General features: G+C 76.9%; 2 protein-coding genes. Both read right to left on the bottom strand.

The window, feature by feature from the left end:
• Positions 1 to 6: 6 nt before the first annotated feature.
• Complete coding sequence (locus IG88_RS0136360; RefSeq protein WP_037837461.1) at positions 7 to 14,568, bottom strand: type I polyketide synthase; 14,562 nt, start codon at positions 14,566 to 14,568, stop codon at positions 7 to 9.
• 22 nt (positions 14,569 to 14,590) lie between these two features.
• Positions 14,591 to 18,713: SDR family NAD(P)-dependent oxidoreductase (locus tag IG88_RS0136355; RefSeq protein WP_037837459.1), on the bottom strand; the 4,123-nt coding region annotated here is incomplete at its 5' end.

Here is an 18,713-nt window from a genome sequence, read left to right as displayed (position 1 = left end):
CGGGGCTCAGTCCTCTCCGAGTTCCGCGTTGATGAAGTCGAACAGCTCTTCATCCGTGGCGGAATCGAGCTTGCTGGTGACGTCGCCGCCGTCGGCGTCGTCGGGCGGTGTGCTCCAGGCGGCGGCGAGCGCGCGCAGCCGGGCCGCGATCTGCTCGCGGTCGGCGGTCTCGGGCGGCGGGGCGGCGAGCGCGGCCTCCAGACGGTCGAGCTGGGTGAGCACGGGCGGGGGTGCCCCGTCCACCGCGCCCAGCACCTTGCTCTCCAGGTGGTCGGCGAGCGCGTGCGCCGTGGGGTAGTCGAAGACCAGCGCGGCGGAGAGCTGGACGCCGGTAGCGGCGACCAGGCCGTTGCGCAGTTCCACCGCGGTGAGCGAGTCGAAGCCCAGCTCGCGGAAGGAGCGGCGGGCGTCGAGCGGGGTGTCGGCCGTGTAGTCCAGTACGCCGGCCACCTGCCGTTGGATCAGCTCGAGCAGCAGCTTCTTCCGGCCGGTCGGCGGGCAGTCGGCCAGGCGCTGCGCGAACGACGGTCCCGCCGCCGGGCCAGGTCCGGCGGCGGCGCGGCGCAGCGGGGCGGGGACCAGTGAGCGGAACGGGGCGGGCAGCGTGCCGTCGGCCGCTTTGCGGCGCAGTACGGCCGGGTCCAGGCCCATCGGCACGAGGGTCGCCGCGCCGGACGCCCAGGCCCGGTCGAACAGGGCGAGTCCCTGCTCCGGGGTGAGGGGCAGGACCCCGGCCTGGGCCATCCGGCGGCGGTCGACGTCGGACAGGCGGGCGGACATGCCGGACTCGGTCTCCCACAGGCCCCAGGCGAGCGAGGTCGCCGGGAGCCCGGCCGCGCGCCTGCGGTGCGCGAGGGCGTCCAGGAAGGCGTTGGCCGCCGCGTAGTTGGCCTGGCCCGCGCCGCCGAACACGCCTACGCCGGAGGAGAACAGGACGAAGTGCGACAGGTCCAGACGGGCGGTCAGCTCGTGCAGGTGGTGCGCGGCCTCGGCCTTGGGCCGCATGACGGTGTCGACCCGTTCCGGGCTCTGGGTGGTGAGTACGCCGTCGTCCACGACGCCTGCGGCGTGCACGACCGCGGTCACCGGGTGCTCGGCCGGTACGGCGTCCAGCACGGCCTTCAGCGCCGCCCGGTCCGAGATGTCGCAGGCCCGGAAGGTGGCCTCGGCGCCGTACTCGGCCAGTTGCCGGGCCAGGGCGGCGGCGCGCGGGTCGTCCGGGCCCTTCCGGCTGAGCAGCAGCAGCCGGCGGACGCCGTGCCCGGCCGCCAGGTGCCGCACGATCTCCGTGCCGATGCCGCCGGTGGCGCCGGTGACCAGCACCGTGCCGTGTCCGGGGGTGCCGGGGGCGGGGGTGCCGGGGGCCGGGGGCTGCGGTGTGTCGGTGACCCGGGCGAGCCGGGGCAGCAGCAGCCGTCCGTCGCGCAGCGCGAGGTGCGGCTCGCCGGCGGCCAGAGCGGTGCCGACGGCCGCCGCGAACCGGCCGGCGTGCTCCTCCCGCTCGCCGAGGTCGGCCAGGACGAACCGGTCCGGATGCTCGGCCTGGGCGGAGAGCAGCAGTCCCCGCACCGCGGCCTGCGCCGGGTCGACGGCGGTGCCGTCGTCGCCGGTGGACACCGCGTTCCTGGTGACGACGACGAACCGGGCGCCGGCCAGGCGGTGGTCGGCGAGCAGCTCCCCGACCAGGGCCAGGGCGCGGTGCACGGTACGGCGCGCGGACTCGGCGGGGGTGCCGAGCTCGCTGTCCACGGGCAGGACGACGAGGCCGGGTACGTCTCCGCGGCCGGCCGCCTCGCCGAGGGACGCCGGGTCCGGGTGGGCGCTCGCTTCGGTGCCCTCCGCGGTCAGGACCTTGGCCAGTCGGTCGGCGGCGGCGCCCACGACGGCCCAGTTCTGGTCGGGCGCGGGGGCGAGGCCGTCCACCGGTGTCCAGGTCAGCCGGTACAGGGCGTCCGGCGCGGTGCGGGGGCCGGGGCGCTCGGCGGGGCCGCCCTCGCCGACCCGGACGCGGTCCACGGTGAGCACGGGCGCGCCGTCCGCGTCGGTCAGCAGGACGGTGACGGTGTCGCGGGCGCTCCGGGTCAGGTGGACGCGCACTTCGGTGGCACCGGTCGCGTGCCGGGTCACTCCGGTGAGGCGGACCGGCCGGCCGGCCAGCTCGGCGATCAGGTCCAGCACGCCGGCCAGCAGTTCGGGGTGCAGGGCGTACCGGTCGGCGTCGGCGGCGTCGGCCTCGTCCAGCACCAGCTCGGCGAAGACCTGGTCCTGCCCACGGCGCCAAACCGCGTCACTCCCCACGGGCTCGGCACCGGCCGGCGGCCAGACCCCCGCGGCGGCGGGGTCGGAGACCGGAGCGGCAACGGAGAAGGACGCCGCACCCGGGACCGCGCCCGCACCGGAGACCGGGTCCGCACCCGCGCCCGCCCCCGAGGAGGGAGCCGTGCCCGCGGCCGAGTCCGCGGCGTTGGTCACGGGGCAGGCCGGGCCGGGGCTTGCGGGGTTCGGCCGGGGAGGAGGGGGGCCCGCGAGGGTGCCGTGGGCTATCGGGGTCCAGGGGGAGTCGGCCGGGGTGCCTGGGGCGGACGCCGGGCCCACGTGCAGGGTGCACGCGCGGCTGCCGTCCTCGTCGGGGGCGGCCACCACGAGGTGCAGGGGGGCCAGGGGGGCGTGCGGGACCGGGCCGGTGACGTCGAGTTCGGCGATCCGGTGGCAGTCGAGACTCCCGCCGGCCCACAGCAGCAGGTCGACGACGTCGGCCTCGGTCAGCGGCGGCCGGTCCGCCGGGCCGGGCAGGGCGCCGCTGAACAGGGACTCCCCGGTGCCCGGCAGGGTCACGGAGGCCTTCAGCAGGGGGTGGCCGAGACCGGTGAGACCCGCTCCCTCCAGCGCCCCCTCGCCGCCGGCCGGCGCGTCGAGCCAGTAGCGCCGGTGCTGGAAGGCGTAGGTGGGCAGGTCCACCCGGCGGGCGCCGGAGCCCGCGAAGAACGCGGCCCAGTCGACGCGTCCGGTGCGCACGTGGAGCCGGCCGAGCGCGGTGAGCAGGGTGCGCACCTGGTCGCGGTCGCGGCGCTGGGCGGCGATGCCGGCGGCCCGCTCCCCCGCCGTCTCCTGTGCCATGGCGGTCAGCACGCCGTCCGGGCCCAGTTCCAGGAAGGTGGTCACACCCTCGTCGAGCAGGGTGCCCACCCCCTCGGCGAACCGCACGGTGTCCCGCACCTGCCGCACCCAGTACGCGGGGTCGCACAGTGCGGCGCCGGCCACCTCGCCGGTGAGGTCGCTGACGACGGGCAGGGCCGGCTCGGCGAAGGAGACCCGGGCGAGTTCCCGCTCGTAGGCGGCGAGCATCGGCTCCATCAGCGGGGAGTGGAAGGCGTGGCTGACGGTGAGCCTCTTGGTGCGCACCCCGGCCTCGGCGAGCCGGGTACCGGCGGCGGTGACGGCCTTCTCGGTGCCGGACAGCACCAGCGCGGCGGGCCCGTTGACGGCGGCGACGGCGACCTTGGCGAACGCGTCGCCGAGCAGGGCGGACACCGTCTCCTCGGCCGCGGCGACGGACAGCATCGCGCCGTCCTCGGGCAGTTCCTGCATCAACCGGGCGCGGGCGGCGACCACCCGGGCCGCGTCGGCGGCCGACCACACACCGGCCACATGCGCGGCGGCCAGTTCGCCCACCGAGTGTCCGAGCAGCGCGTCGGGCCGTACGCCCCAGTGCTCCAGCAGCCGGAACAGGGCCACCTCGACGGCGAACAGGCCGGTCTGGGTGTAGAGGGTCTGGTCGAGCAGCGCGGCCTCGTCCGTGCCGGGTCCGGCCCACAGGACCGTGCGCAGCGGGCGCGGCAGATGCCGGTCGAGTTCCGCGCAGACCTCGTCGAAGGCGGCGGCGTACGCGGGGAACGCCTCGTACAGGCCGCGCCCCATGCCGGTGCGCTGGGCGCCCTGCCCGGTGAACAGCAGGGCGAGGCCGCCCTCGGCACGTTCCTCGGCGGCGCCGTGCGCGGCCGGGTCGGCCAGGCTCCGGGCGAGTTCGTCCCGGTCGGCGGCGACGAGGACCGCGGCCCGGTCCAGTACGCCGCGGGTGGTGGCCAGCGAGAAGGCGAGGTCGGTGACCCGGTGCTCGTCCCGGTCGTCCAGCAGGGCCGCCAGGCGGGCGCCCTGGTCGCGCAGGGCGTCCGGGGTGCGGGCGGACAGGACCAGCGGCACGGGGCGGACGTCCGGGACCCCGCCGCTCTCAACGGCGCCGTCGGTGCCGGTGGCGTCGGTGCCGGTGGCGTCGGTGCCGGTGTCGTCGAGGGGCCGCTCGTCCGCCTCCTCCAGGACGATGTGCGCGTTGGTGCCGCTGATACCGAACGCGGAGACCCCGGCGCGGCGGGGTTCCTCGCCCCGCGGCCACGGCCGCGCCTCGACGAGGAGTTCCACCGCGCCCGCGCTCCAGTCCACGTGCGGGCTGCGCTCGTCCACGTGCAGGGTGCGGGGCATCAGCCCGTGCCGCATGGCCTGGATCATCTTGATGACGCCCGCCAGGCCGGCGGCGGCCTGCGTGTGCCCGATGTTGGACTTGACCGAGCCCAGCCACAGCGGCCGTCCGTCCGGGCGGTCCTGGCCGTAGGTGGCCAGCAGCGCCTGTGCCTCGATCGGGTCGCCGAGGCTGGTGCCGGTGCCGTGCGCCTCCACCACGTCGACGGCCGACGGCGGCAGCGCGGCGTTGGTGAGCGCCTGCCGGATGACCCGCTCCTGGGAGGGCCCGTTGGGTGCGGTGATGCCGTTGGAGGCGCCGTCCTGGTTCACGGCGGAGCCGCGGATCAGCGCCAGTACGGGGTGCCCGAGGCGGCGGGCGTCGGACAGCCGCTCCAGCAGCAGCACGCCCGCGCCCTCGCCCAGGGAGAAGCCGTCGGCGGCGGCGGCGAACGGCTTGCAGCGGCCGTTGGCGGCCAGTCCGCGCTGCCGGCTGAAGGCCACGAAGGAGGTGGGGTCCGGCATGACGGTGGCGCCGCCCGCGATGGCGAGGTCGCACTCGCCGCCGCGCAGGGCCTGGGCGGCGGTGTGCAGGGCCACCAGCGAGGACGAGCAGGCCGTGTCCACGGTGAGCGCGGGTCCCTGCAGGCCCAGGGAGTAGGAGATCCTGCCGGAGGCGACGCTGGACGCCGCGCTGACGAGGAAGCCCTCCATGCCGTCCGTGGAGCCGCGCAGCCGCGTGCCGTAGGACTGGTCGGTGACGCCGACGTACACGCCGGTGCGGCTGCCGCGCAGGGAGCCGGGGGCGATGCCCGCCCGTTCCAGCACTTCCCAGGAGGTCGTCAGCAGCAGCCGGTGCTGCGGGTCCATCGCCTGGGCCTCGCGCGGCGAGATGCCGAAGAAGCCGGGGTCGAAGTCGCCCGCGTCGTGCAGGAATCCGCCGTGGTCGACGTAGCTGGTGCCGGGGGTGTCGGGGTCGCCGTTCAGGATGCGGTGCAGCGGCCAGCCCCGGTCGTCGGGGAAGGGGGTGATCAGGTCGCGTTCGTCGAGGACCGCCTGCCACAGGTCCTCGGCGGAGGCGACGGCGCCGGGGTAGCGGCAGGCCATGGAGACGACGGCGACCGGCTCGTCCTGGTCCACGCGGACGACGGTGGCGGGGGCGGCGGGCTGTTCCGTCGCGGGTTCCAGGCCGCGGCCCAGGAAGTCGGCGAGTTCGGCGATGGTGGGGTGGTCGAAGACGAGGGTGGCTGGCAGCCGCAGGCCGGCCACGGTGCTCAGCCGGTCGCGCAGTTCGACCGCCGTCAGCGAGTCGAAGCCCAGATCCTTCAGCGCCCGGCCGGCGTCGACGGCGGACGGGTCGGCGTGGCCCAGTACGGCGGCGACGTGCTCGCGTACGAGGTCGCGCAGGGCGGTGGCGCGTTTGGCGCCGCTCAGTCCGGCCAGCCGGCGGCCGAGCGGGGAGAGGTCGTCACCGGCGACGGGTCCGGCACCGGCCTCGTCGGCGCGGGCCTCGGGCAGTTCGTCGAAGAGCCGGCTGGGGCGGCGCAGGGTGAACTGGGGGATGAACCGGCCCCAGTCGACGTCCACCAGGAGGAGCGACTCCTCCCCCTCGGCGAGGACGGTGGCGAGGCCGCCGATCGCCAGGTCGGGGTCGACCAGGGGCAGGCCCATGCGGTTGAGCATGTCGGCGACGGCGGGGTCGTCGATCATGCCGCCGCCGCCCCAGGGCGCCCAGGCCACCGACACGGTGTGCACCCCGGCCGCGTGGCGCGCCTGGGCGCGGGCGTCGAGGACGGCGTTGGCCGCCGCGTAGATGCCGTGGTCGCCGGCGCCCCAGGACGCGCTGATGGAGGAGAAGTAGACGACGACGTCGGGCTGTTCGTCGCCCAGCGCGCGTTCGAGGTGGTCGATGCCCGCGACCTTGCCGGCCATGGCCAGCTCCATGTCGGCGAGGGTCGCCTCGCGGATCGGGCCGAGCCCGCCGGCGCCCGCGGTGTGGATGACGGCGCCGATCCGGTCGCCGCCGTCGCGTACCCGGTCGACCAGTTCCCGGGCCTGCTCGGGCACACCGAGGTCGCAGGCGGTGACGGTCACCCGGGCGCCGAGAGCGGTCAGTTCGGCCGCCAGGTCGTCGGCGCCGGGGGCGCCGGGACCACGGCGGCTGGTGAGCACGAGGTGCTCGGCGCCCTCCCGGGCGAGCCAGCGGGCGACGCGTCCGCCGAGTGCTCCGGTGCCGCCCGTCACCAGCACCGTGCCGCGCGGTTTCCAGCCGGCGCCGGGCGTGGCGGCGGGCCGGGCCCGCACCAGCCGGCGGCCGTACGTGCCCGAGGCGCGCACCGCGATCTGGTCCTCGTCGCCCCCGCCCGCGAGGACGGCGAGCAGCCTGCCCGCGGACGCCTCGTCGAGGGTGCCGGGCAGGTCGACGAGGCCGCCCCAGGTGTCCGGGGACTCCACGGCGGCGATCCGGCCCAGCGCCCAGAGCGCGGCCTGGAGGGGGCTGCCGGGCCGGTCGTCGTCCTCGCCGGCCGCCACGGCACCGCGGGTCAGGCACCACAGCGGCGCCTCGATCCCGGCCGTGTGCAGGGCCTGGAGGAGGGTGACGGTCAGCGCCGTGCCCAGCGGTACGACCGGGCTCGCCGGGTGCGGCGTGACGTCGGTGCCGGTGAGGGTGAGGACCCCGGCCAGGTCGGGGTCTGCCGCGCCGGCGTCGGCCAGTGCCGCGCGCAGGGTCGCCGCGAGGGGGGCCGGTTCGTCGGCGGCGCCGACGGCGACGGTCACGGTGGCGCCCGCCGCCTGCCGCACCGCGTCCAGTACGGCGGTGGCGGCCGGGTCGTCCGCGGCGGCCTCGGGGGTCACCAGGAGCCAGGTGCCGGGCAGTTCGGCGGCGGCCGCGTCCGGCAGCGGCTTCCAGGTCACGCGGTAGCGCCAGCCGTCGACGACGGCCCGTTCCGTGCGGCTGCGCCGCCAGGCCGACAGGGCGGGCAGCACCTCGCGCAGCGGCTGGTCGCCGCCGACGCCGAGGGTCCGGGCCAGCCCGGGCAGGTCCGCCTCGTCCACGGCCCGCCAGAAGGTGTCGTAGGCCGGGTCGGACACGGCGGGCCGGGGCTCGGGCCAGTAGCGGCTGCGCTGGAAGGCGTAGGTGGGCAGCGGCACCGGCCGGGCGGGGGCCGGACCGAAGGCGGGCGTCCAGTCGACGGGTGTGCCGCGGACCCACAGTTCGGCCAGGGAGGCGTGCATCCGGGCCAGTCCGCCCTCGCCGCGGCGCAGGGTGCCGGTCACCGTCAGGTCGGCGTCCGCCCGCTCGGCGGTCTCCAGCAGGCCGGAGGTGAGCACCGGGTGCGGGCTCACCTCGACGAACACGGTGTGCCCCTGTTCGACGAGGGCGTCGACGGCCGGGGCGAACAGCACGGGTTCGCGCAGGTTGCGGTACCAGTAGGCGGCGTCGAGTCCGGTGGTGTCCTGCCACCGGGCCGTGACGGTGGAGAGGAAGGGGACCTCGGAGGCGCGCGGCCGGACCGGTTCGAGCAGCCGCAGGACCTCGTCCTCGATTCGGGCGACCTGCGCCGAGTGCGAGGCGTAGTCGACCTCGATACGGCGCACCCGCACGTCGCGGGAGCGGGCGTACTCCATCAGCGCGTCCAGGTCCGCCGGCTCTCCCGAGACCACCACGGAGGCGGGGCCGTTGACCGCGGCCACCGAGAGGCGTCCGTCCCAGCGCGGCAGCCAGCTCTCGGCCTCCTCGCGGGGCAGGGCGACGGAGACCATGCCGCCGGCGCCGGCCAGCGCGCCGAGCGCCCTGGCGCGCAGGGCGACGACCCGCGCGGCGTCGTCCAGGGACAGCGCGCCGGCCACGCAGGCGGCGGCGATCTCCCCCTGCGAGTGTCCGACCACGGCCGCGGGACGCACGCCGTAGGCGCGCCACACCTCGGCCAGGGACACCATCACGGCGAACAGCAGGGGCTGGACGACGTCGGCCCGCTCCAGGGCGGTGCCCTCGTGGAGCGCCTCGGTGAGGGGGACGTCGAGGTACGGCGCGAGGGCACGCTCGCACTGGGCCCAGCGGTCGGCGAACACCTGCGAGGTGTCGAGGAGTTCGCTCGCCATCCCGGCCCACTGGCTGCCCTGGCCGGGGAAGACGAAGACGGGCCCGCGCCCGGTCGGGCGGGGTGCGCCGACGACCACCGAGGCGGACGGTTCACCGGCGGCGAGGGCGTCCAGGCCCGGCCGGAAGTCGCCGGTGGTGTCGCCCAGGACGACGGCCCGGTGCTCGAAGGCGCTGCGCGTGGTGAACAGCGCGTGCCCGGTCTCCTCGGCGGTGAGGCCGCGGAGGATGACGTGGGCGTTGGTGCCGCTGACGCCGAAGGAGGAGACGGCGGCGCGGCGCGGGCGGCCGGTGTCGGGCCACTCCCGGGTCTCGGTGAGCAGCTCCACGGCGCCCGAGGACCAGTCGACCTCGGGGGTGGGCTCGTCGGCGTGCAGGGTGGGCGGCAGGATGCCGTGCCGCATCGCCTGCACCATCTTGATGATGCCGCCCACGCCGGCGGCGGCGGCGCTGTGGCCGATGTTGGACTTCAGCGAGCCCAGCCACAGCGGCCGGCCGTCGGCCCGCTCCCTGCCGTAGGTGGCCAGGACCGCCTGGGCCTCGATCGGGTCGCCCAGCGCCGTCCCGGTGCCGTGCGCCTCCAGGGCGTCGACGTCGGCGGCGCTCAGCCCGGCGTCCGCGAGCGCCTGGCGGATGACCCGCTGCTGGGCACCGCCGTTGGGGGCGGCGAGCCCGTTCGAGGCGCCGTCGGAGTTGACCGCGCTGCCGCGGACCACGGCGAGGACCCGGTGCCCGTTGCGCCGGGCGTCGGACAGCCGCTCGACGAGCAGGACGCCCACGCCCTCGGCCCAGTTGGTGCCGTCGGCGCCGGCCCCGAACGCCTTGCAGCGGCCGTCCGCCGCGAGCCCGTCCTGTTTGGCGAAGTCCACGAAGGCCGCCGGCGTGGAGATGACGGCGACACCGCCGGCCAGGGCGAGGTCGCACTCGCCCTTCTCCAGCGCACCGACGGCCGTGTGCAGCGCCACCAGCGAGGAGGAGCAGGCCGTGTCGACGGTGAGGGCCGGGCCGTGCAGGCCGAGGGTGTAGGCGATCCGGCCGGAGACGACGCTGGTGGCCGTTCCGGTCATCAGATAGCCCTCCGCCTCGGGCGCGCCGGCGAGCGCGGCGCCGTAGTCGGACCCGGCGACGCCCGCGAACACTCCGGTGCGGCTGCCCCGCAGGGAGGCCGGGTCGATTCCGGCGGCCTCCACCGCCTGCCAGGACGCCTCCAGCAGCAGACGCTGCTGCGGGTCCATGGCCAGCGCCTCGCGGGGCGACACTCCGAAGAAGGCGGCGTCGAAGGCGGTGGCGTCGGACAGGAATCCTGCCCGCAGCGCCAGGTGCGGTGCGGCCCGCCGCAGCGCCGGAAGGTCCCAGCCGCGGTCGGCGGGGAAGTCGCCGACGCCGTCGCGGCCGGACCGGACGAGGTCCCACAGCCCCTCGGGGGTCTCGGCGCCGCCGGGGTAGCGGCAGGCCATGCCGACGATGACCACCGGGTCGTCGTGGCGGGCGGCCGCGGGGGCCTGCTCCGCCTCGCCGGGGGCCCGGCCGGTCAGCTCGGCCACCAGGTGGGCCACGACCTCTTCCGGGGTGGGGTGGTCGAAGACCAGGGTCGCCGAGAGGCTCAGCCCGGTCTCGGCCGCGATCCGGTCGCGGAAGCGCACGGCGGTCAGCGACTCGAACCCGGCGTCGCGGAAGGGGCGCAGCGGGTCGATCGTGTCGCGGGAGGCGTGGCCGAGCACCGCCGCCGCCTCGGTCAGGACGAGGTCCCGCAGGGTGTGGGCGAGGTCGGCGGTGTCCCGGTCGGGACCGGACCGGACCGGCGGTGCGGCCGGGGCGCGCTCGGCCAGCGCCCGTACCTCGGGCAGGGCGGAGACGACCGGGCGGGGGCGCCGGCCGGTGAGGACCGGGTGGAACACGGGCCAGTCCACGTCGGCGACGGCGCACACGGTGATGCCGTCGTCGAGGACGCTCCCGAGCGCCGCCAGCGCCTGTCCGGGTGGCATGGGCGTCAGTCCCGGCACCCCGGGTCCGTCGTCGGCGCCGGCCCACGGGCCCCAGCCGACGCAGGTGGCGCGCAGGCCGGCGGCGGCCCGGCGTTCGGCGGCGGACTCCAGGGCCGCGTGGACGGCGGCGTGCGCGAGGTCGTCGGTGCCGCCCCAGATCCCGGCGACCGAGGACAGCAGAACGAAGGCGTCCAGGTCCTGCGCGCCGAACAGTTGGGACAGCCGGTCGAGTGTGCGCAGCCGTTCGGCGACCGCGGCGGCCACGGCCGCGGGCGCGGTGTCCTGCGGCGCGGACGGCCGGATGTTGTCCAGGTGGACCACGGCGGTCACCGGGGAAGGCGTCCGGGGCGCCGGGCCCTCGGGGTCCCACTCCACCGAGACGCAGGGGGCGTCGGCCGCCGCGGCCGGTTCCCCGGTGCCGGGCCGCCGGGCCAGCACCACGGGGCGTTCGCCGTCGCCGCCCAGCATCCGCAGCAGGCCGGCGGTGGCGGCGGCGACGTCACCGGTGACCAGGACCGTGCCGCCGTCGCGCCACCGGTGCGGGGCGTGCCCGGCGGGACGTACGGGGTGCAGGCGCCGGGCGAACACCCCGGCGGCGCGTACGGCGAGTTCGTCGGCGCCGGACGGGTCCGCCAGGACCGCCGCCAGCAGTCGCAGGCAACGCGCGTCCAGGTTCCGCGGCAGGTCCACGGTGCCCCCGCCGCCGGTGTCCAGGGCCCGGCCCAGACCCCACAGCGGGGCCTGGCCGGCGCCGGGCGCGTCCTCGCCCCCGACCGGCACCGCCGCGCGGGTCGCGCACCACACCGGGGCCCGTACGCCGAGGTCGCGCAGGGCCGCGTGCAGGGCGAGCCGGTCCTGGACGGCCGCGGCGCCGGTCCCGGCGGGCAGGGCCAGGACCCCGCCGAGCGGGCCCGCGTCCGCCAGCGCCTCGCGCAGCCGTTCCCCGAGGCCGTCCGGGGCCTCGGAGCCGTCCGGGCCGGCGGGGCCGTGCGTCACCGTCAGCGTGCGCGGGCCGAGCGCCTCGGCGACGCGCAGGCCGTCCGCGCCGTCCCCGGCGACGACGAGCCAGGTGCCCTCGGGCCTCGCCCCGGGGTCGCCTCCGGCGGCGGGGACCCAGCCGACGGGGTACAGCAGCGCCTGCGCGGGCTGGGAGGGCGCCGCGGGGGCGACCGGGGTGGCGGGCAGCCAGTACCGCTCGCGCTGGAAGGGGTAGGTGGGCAGCGCCGTGGGCCGCCCGCCGCGTGCCGCCAGCATGCCGGTCCAGTCCACGTCGACGCCACGCACGTGGAGTTCGGCCAGCGCCGTGAGCAGCGCCGCCGGTTCCTCGTGGTCGCGCCGCAGCGCGGAGACCAGCGCCGTGCCCCGCGCGTCGTCGCCCAGGCAGTCGCGGACCAGGGCGCTCAGCACCCCGTCCGGGCCCAGTTCGAGGCAGGCGGTGACGCCGTGGTCGGCGAGCCGGCCGACGCCCCGCGCGAAGCGGACGGTGCCGCGGACCTGGCGCACCCAGTAGGCGGGGGAGGTCAGTTGGTCCGGCTCGGCCCGCTCGCCCGTGAGGTTGGAGACCACCGGCAACTCCGGCTGCCGGAAGGTCACCGTGGAGATCTCCCGTTCGAACCGGTCGAGCATGGGCTCCATCAGCGCGGAGTGGAAGGCATGGCTCACCCGCAGCCGCTTGGTGCGCAGCCCGGCCTCGGCCAGTTGCCCGGCGGCGGCCTCGACCGCTTCCTCGGGCCCGGACAGCACCGTCGCGGCGGGCCCGTTGACCGCGGCCACGTCCACGTCCGCCCCGGCCGGGTCGCCGAGCACGTCGGCGATCCGTTCCTCTCCGGCCGCCACCGACAGCATCGCCCCGCCGGCGGGGAGTTCCTGCATCAGCCCGGCCCGTGCCGCGACCACGTGGCAGGCGTCCGGAAGTGTCCAGACGCCCGCGACGTGGGCCGCCGCGAGTTCGCCCACGGAGTGCCCCAGCAGCACCCCCGGGCGCACGCCCCACGCGTCCAGGAGCCGGAACAGCGCGACTTCGAGGGCGAAGACCGCGGTCTGGCCGTACAGCGTCTGGTCGATCAGCGCGGCCTCGGGGGTGCCCGGCTCGGCGAAGAGCACGGACTTCAGGGGGCGCGGCAGCCGTCCGTCCAGCTCCGCGCAGACCGCGTCGAACGCGGCGGCGTAGGCCGGGAACGTGGCGTACAGCTCCCGGCCCATGCCGGTGCGCTGCGCGCCCTGGCCGGTGAACAGGAAGGCGAGGGCGCCGCTCGGCGCGGTGCGGCCGCGCACGGTGCGGGGGGTCTTCTCGCCCCGGGCCAGGGCCTCCAGCTCCGCCAGCAGTGCGTCGCGGTCCGTGCCGAGGACGACGGCGCGGTGGTCGAGGCGCGCCCGGGCCGCCGAGAGGGACAGGGCGGTGTCGAGGAGGCCGGGAGCGCCGGGCGCTTCGGCGAACCGGTGCAGGCGGCGGGCCTGGGCGCGCAGGGCCTCGGCACCGGCCGCCGACACCAGCCAGGGGACCGGCACAGCGGCCGGCCCGGCGGGCACCGGGGACCGGTCCCGGCCCGGCTCACCGGCGGTGCCGGTGGCGTCGGTGGCGTCGGCAGCGGCGTCGGCGTCGGCGTCGGCAGCGGCGTCGGCGTCGGTACCGGTGGGGTCGGCAGCGGTACCGGTGGGGTCGGTGGCGTCGGCGGGCAGTTCGAGGACGACGTGCGCGTTGGTTCCGCTGATCCCGAAGGACGACACCGCCGCCCGGCGCGGCCGTCCCGTGTCCGGCCACGGCCGTTCCTCGGTCAGCAGCCGTACGGCGCCCGCCGACCAGTCGACCTGCGGGGTCGGTTCGTCCGCGTGCAGGGTGCGCGGGAGCACGCCGTGCCGCAGGGCCTGCACCATCTTGATGACGCCGGCCAGTCCGGCGGCGGCCTGGGTGTGCCCGATGTTGGACTTGACCGAGCCCAGCCACAGCGGTTCGTCCCCGGCCCGGTCCTGGCCGTAGGTGGCCAGGAGGGCCTGCGCCTCGATCGGGTCGCCGAGCGCGGTGCCGGTGCCGTGCGCCTCCACGGCATCGATCTGGCCGACGCCGAGACCGGCGTCGTCGAGCGCCTTGCGGATGACGCGGCGCTGGGCGGGGCCGTTGGGGGCGGACAGCCCGTTGGAGGCGCCGTCCTGGTTGACCGCGGTGCCGCGCACGGTGGCCAGGACGGGCAGGCCCCGTTCGCGGGCGGCGGACAGCGGCAGGAGCAGCAGCATGCCGACGCCCTCGCCCCACCCGGTGCCGTCGGCGTCGGCGGCGAAGGACTTGCAGCGGCCGTCGCCCGCCATGCCGCCCTGCTCGGCCATCTCGGCGAAGAGTGTGGGCTCCGCCATCACGGCGGCGCCGCCGACCAGGGCGAAGGAGCACTCCCCGGCACGCAGGGAGCGCATCGCGAGGTGCAGGGCGACCAGCGACGACGAGCAGGCCGTGTCGATGGTGATCGCGGGTCCGCGCAGGCCGAAGGAGTAGGCGATGCGGCCGGAGGCGACGCTGCTGGTGGTGCCGGTCAGGACGAGTCCCCGGACCTCTTCGAGCCGTTCCTCGTCGCGCGGCCCGTAGCGCTGGTCGGCCATGCCGATGAACACGCCGCCGTCGTCGCCGCGGACGGAGGTCGGGTCGATCCCGGCCCGCTCCAGGGTCTCCCACGCGGTCTCCAGCAGCAGCCGTTGCTGCGGGTCCATGGCCAGCGCCTCGCGCGGCGAGATCCCGAACAGTCCGGCGTCGAAGTCGCCCGCGTCGTGCAGGAATCCGCCGGCCCGCCGGTAGGTCCCGGCCGACCGGTCGGCGGGCCAGCCGCGGTCGGTGGGGAACTCCGAGACGGCGTCTCCGCCCAGGCGCACGAACTCCCACAGGTCGTCCGGTCCGGCGATGCCGCCGGGGAACCGGCAGCCCATCGCCACCACGGCCACCGGTTCGGTGCCGCCCGACTCCAGCTCGTGGACCCGCTGCCGGGTCCGCTTGAGGTCCGCGGTGACCCGCTTGAGGTAGTCGACGAGCTTCTCGTCACTGACCACTGCGATCAACTCCGTACGTAAGCTAGGCGAGATCGCCGAATTCGCTGTCGATGAAGGCCAGGACTTCCGCCGCCGAGGCGGTGTCGAGGGAGTCTTCCTGCGGGTCGGCCGCCGAGGCCGCCGCGGTCGTCTCCAGGTGCCGGAGAATGCGCCGCAGCCGACCGGCGACCTCCTCGTGGTGGTCCGGGTCGCCGGGGGCCAGCGCCTCCACGCCTGCCTCCAGGCGGTCGAGTTCGCCCAGGATGCGCTCGACCGGGTCCTGCTCGGGCGGCGCGGCCAGGCCCAGCAGGTGCTCGGCGAGCGCGGCCGGGGTGGGGTGGTCGAAGACGAGGGTGGCGGGCACGGGCAGGGCGGTCGCCGTCCGCAGGTGGTTGCGCAGCTCGACCGCGGTGAGCGAGTCGAAGCCGAGTGCCTTGAACGCCTGCCCGGGGTCGATCTCGTCGGCCGAACCATGGCCCAGGACGGCCGCGGTGTGCCGGCGCACCAGGTCCAGGACGTGCTGCTGCCGTTCCGCCGCGGACAGTCCCGCCAGGCGCTCGGCCAGCGGCGCGGCACCGGCGGGTTCCGGGCCGCCGGCCGCGGCCGGGACGGCGGCGGCCGGGCGGACGTGGACCAGCTCGCGCAGCAGCGCGGGCAGCGGTTCGTGCGTGTACCGGGCGCGCAGTCCCGCCAGGTCCAGGCGGGCCGGGGTGAGCGTGGGCAGGCCGGTGAGGCGCGCGGCGTCGAACAGCGCGAGTCCCTGTGCGGAATCGAGCGGTGCGACGCCGGACCGGCTCATGCGCTGCCGGTCGCGGTCCGTGAGCCGTCCGGTCATGCCGCTGGTCTGCTCCCACAGTCCCCAGGCGAGGCTGGTGGCGGGCAGCCCCCGGGCGTGCCGGTGTTCGGCGAGCGCGTCGAGGAAGGCGTTGGCGGCGGCGTAGTTGCCCTGTCCGGCGGCGCCCAGGGTGGCCGAGGCGGAGGAGAACAGAACGAACATCCGGGGCGCGAGGTGCTCGGTGAGACGGTGCAGGTGCCACCCCCCGTGTGTCTTGGGCCGCAGTACGGCCGACAGCCGCCCGCTGTCCAGGGCGGACACGACTCCGTCGTCGGTGACGCCGGCCGCGTGGACGACGCCGGCCAGGCGGTGCCGCGCCGTGAGGGCGTCCAGCGCACCGCGCAGGGCGCCCTCGTCCCCGGCGTCGCAGGCGACCACGTCGACGCGCGCCCCGAGCGGGGTCACGTCCGCGCGCAGCCGGCGTATCTCCTCGGTCTCGGTGCCGCGGCGGCCGGCCAGGCAGACGTGGCGCAGCCCGTGCCCGGCCACGAGGTGCCGGGCGAGCAGGGTGCCCAGGGTGCCGGTGCCGCCGGTGATCAGTACGGTCTCGTCGGCCGCGAAGGAGAGGGCGGGGACGGTCAGTACGGCCTTGCCGACTATGGCGGCCTGACTGAGGGCGCGGAAGGCGGCGGGCGCGTCCCGGACGTCCCAGGTGGTCACCGGCGGCGGGGCGAGGTGACCGGCGGCGAAGAGTTCGACGAGGTGACCGAGGATCTCCGCGATGCGGTCGGGTCCGGCCTCGCCCAGGTCGAACGGCCGGTAGCGGACGCCGGGGTGTTCGGCCGCGACGCGTTCGGGGTCGCGCAGGTCGGTCTTGCCCATCTCGACGAAGCGGCCGCCGCCTGGCATGACCCGCAGCGAGGCGTCGACGAACTCGCCCGCGAGCGCGTTCAGTACGACGTCGACACCCGCGCCGCCGCTGGTCTCCAGGAACATGTCGGCGAAGTCCGTCGTCCGTGAGGAGGCGATGTGCGCACGGTCCAGTCCGGCGTCGAGCAGCGCGTCCCACTTGGGCTCGCCGGCGGTGCCGTACACCTCGGCGCCCAGGTGCCGGGCCAGTTGCACGGCGGCCGTGCCGACCCCGCCGGCGGCGGCGTGCACGAGTACCGACTCGCCGGCGCGGAGCCCCGCCAGGTCGACCAGACCGTAGTAGGCGGTCAGGAAGGCGACCGGGACGGCGGCGGCCGTCTCGTAGGACCAGCCCTCCGGTATCCGGGCCAGGTGACGCCGGTCGGTGACGGCGGTGGGCGCGAAGGACCGGGCCACCATGCCCATCACCCGGTCACCGGGGGCCAGTCCGGTGACGCCGGGCCCGGTCTCGACGACGACGCCTGCGCACTCGGTGCCGAGGTCGGCCTCGCCCGGGTACATGTCCAGGGCGATCAGGACGTCCCGGAAGTTCATTCCGGCGGCGCGTACGGCGATCCGCACCATGCCCTCGCCGAGCGGTTCGCCGGCCGGCGGGCAGGGCAGGAGCGCCAGGTTGTCCAGGCTGCCGCGGCCGGTGCTGTCCAGCCGCCAGGTGCCGGGCGGGGGCGGCACGGTCAGGGCCCGTCCCGTGTCCGGGCGGGTGAGCCGGCGCGCGTGGACCCGGCCCGACCGTACGGCCACCTCGGGTTCGGACAGGCGCAGGGCCAGGGCGAGGTGTGCGGGGTCGGGGGCGGCGGCGTCGAGGTCGGCGAGGGTGATGCGGCCGGGGTGTTCGGTCTGGGCCGAGCGGACCAGACCGAGCACCGTGGCCTGGGTGAGCCCGGCCGGGTCCGCCGGTGCGGCGTCCTCCCCGTCGGCTCCGGTGGTGACCGCCCGTCGGGTGCCGATCACCAGGTGGCTGTCGGTCAGCCGGTCGTCGTCCAGCCAGCGCTGGAGCAGGCCGAGCGCCCACTCGGCGCAGCGCCGGGCCGCCTCGGCCGGATCGTCCCCGGCCGCGTCGTCCCTCGGGCAGCGGGCCAGGACGATGCCCGGCTCCGCCTTGCCTTCGGCGAGGGCATCGGCGTAGGCGTCCAGGTCGGGGTGGTGGCGCCAGGGGGCGGGTACGTCCAGCGGGTCTCCCCCGAGCAGGACGCAGCCGGCGGCGGGTGAACCGGCAGGGTCCGGACCGTCGTTGGGCCCGCCGGTGGCATCGGTGCCGGCCAGCGGTACCCAGCGGGTGGTGAACAGCGCGTCGTCCGGGGCCGGTGCGGTGCCCCGCAGTTTCCCCGGCGAGAGCGGGCGCAGGACCAGCGAGCCGACGGTGACCACCGGTCGGCCGGCGGTGTCCGCCCCGTGCAGGGTGACGGTGCCGTCCTCGGCGCGGACCAGCCGGACCCGCAGCAGGGTGGCGCCGACCGCGTGCACCTGTACCTCGCCCCAGGAGAACGGCAGCCGGGCCGAGCCGGGTTCGTCCGTGTCGCGGGCGGCCGGTCCCAGGGCGTGCAGGGCCGCGTCGAGCAGGGCGGGGTGGACGCCGAAGCCGCCGCCGGTGTCGTCGGCGGGCAGGCCGACCTCGGCGAAGACCTCGTCGCCGCGCCGCCAGGCGGCCCGCAGCCCTCGGAAGACGGGCCCGTAGGCGAAGCCCGCGTCGGCGAGGTGGGTGTAGAACCCGTCCAGGGAGACGGGCTCGGCGCCCGCCACCGGCCAGGTACGCAGGTCGGCGAGGGGCGCGTCGGCACCGGGTTCGCCCGACGGTGCGAGCAGGCCCTCGGCGTGCCGGGTCCAGCCCGTCCCGTCGACGGTCTCGTCGGCGGTGTCTGGCTGCGCGTACACGGCGACCGGGCGGCATCCGGCGGTGTCGGGCGCCCCGAGGACCAGGCGCAGGCGTACGGCGGTGTCCTCGTCGAGCGCCAGCGGCGTGGCGAGGGTGAGTTCGCGCAGCCTGCCGCACCCGACCCGCTCGCCGGCCCAGCCGACGAGGTCCACGAAGGCGGTGCCGGGGACGAGGACGCTGCCCAGCACCGTGTGGTCGGCCAGCCAGGGATGGGTCGCCAGGGAGATCCTGCCGGTGCACAGCACGTCCTCGCCCCCGGGGGAGGGGAGCCAGGTGGTGAGCAGCGGGTGCCCTGCCGCCGCCAGCCCTGCGGCCGCCAGGTCGCGCGGCGCGCCGCCCGGCCGGGGCCAGTAGCGGCGGCGCTGGAAGGCGTAGGTGGGCAGGTCCACCGTGCGGGCGCCGGTGCCGGCGAGCGCGGCGGTCCAGTCGACCGGGGTGCCGGCGGTGTGGACGGCCGCCAGGGCGTGCAGCAGCGTGCTCTTTTCGGCGCGTCCGGGGTGCAGGGCCGCGACGCAGACGGCTTCGGTGCCGGTGTGGTCGAGCACCTCCTCCACCATCGCGGTCAGCGGTCCGGAGGGACCCAGCTCC

Source organism: Streptomyces sp. NRRL F-5650, assembly GCF_000721365.1.
Lineage (GTDB): Bacteria > Actinomycetota > Actinomycetes > Streptomycetales > Streptomycetaceae > Streptomyces > Streptomyces ardesiacus.
Note: the sequence above shows the minus strand (reverse complement) of the source record. Positions and strands in the feature narration are given on the sequence as shown.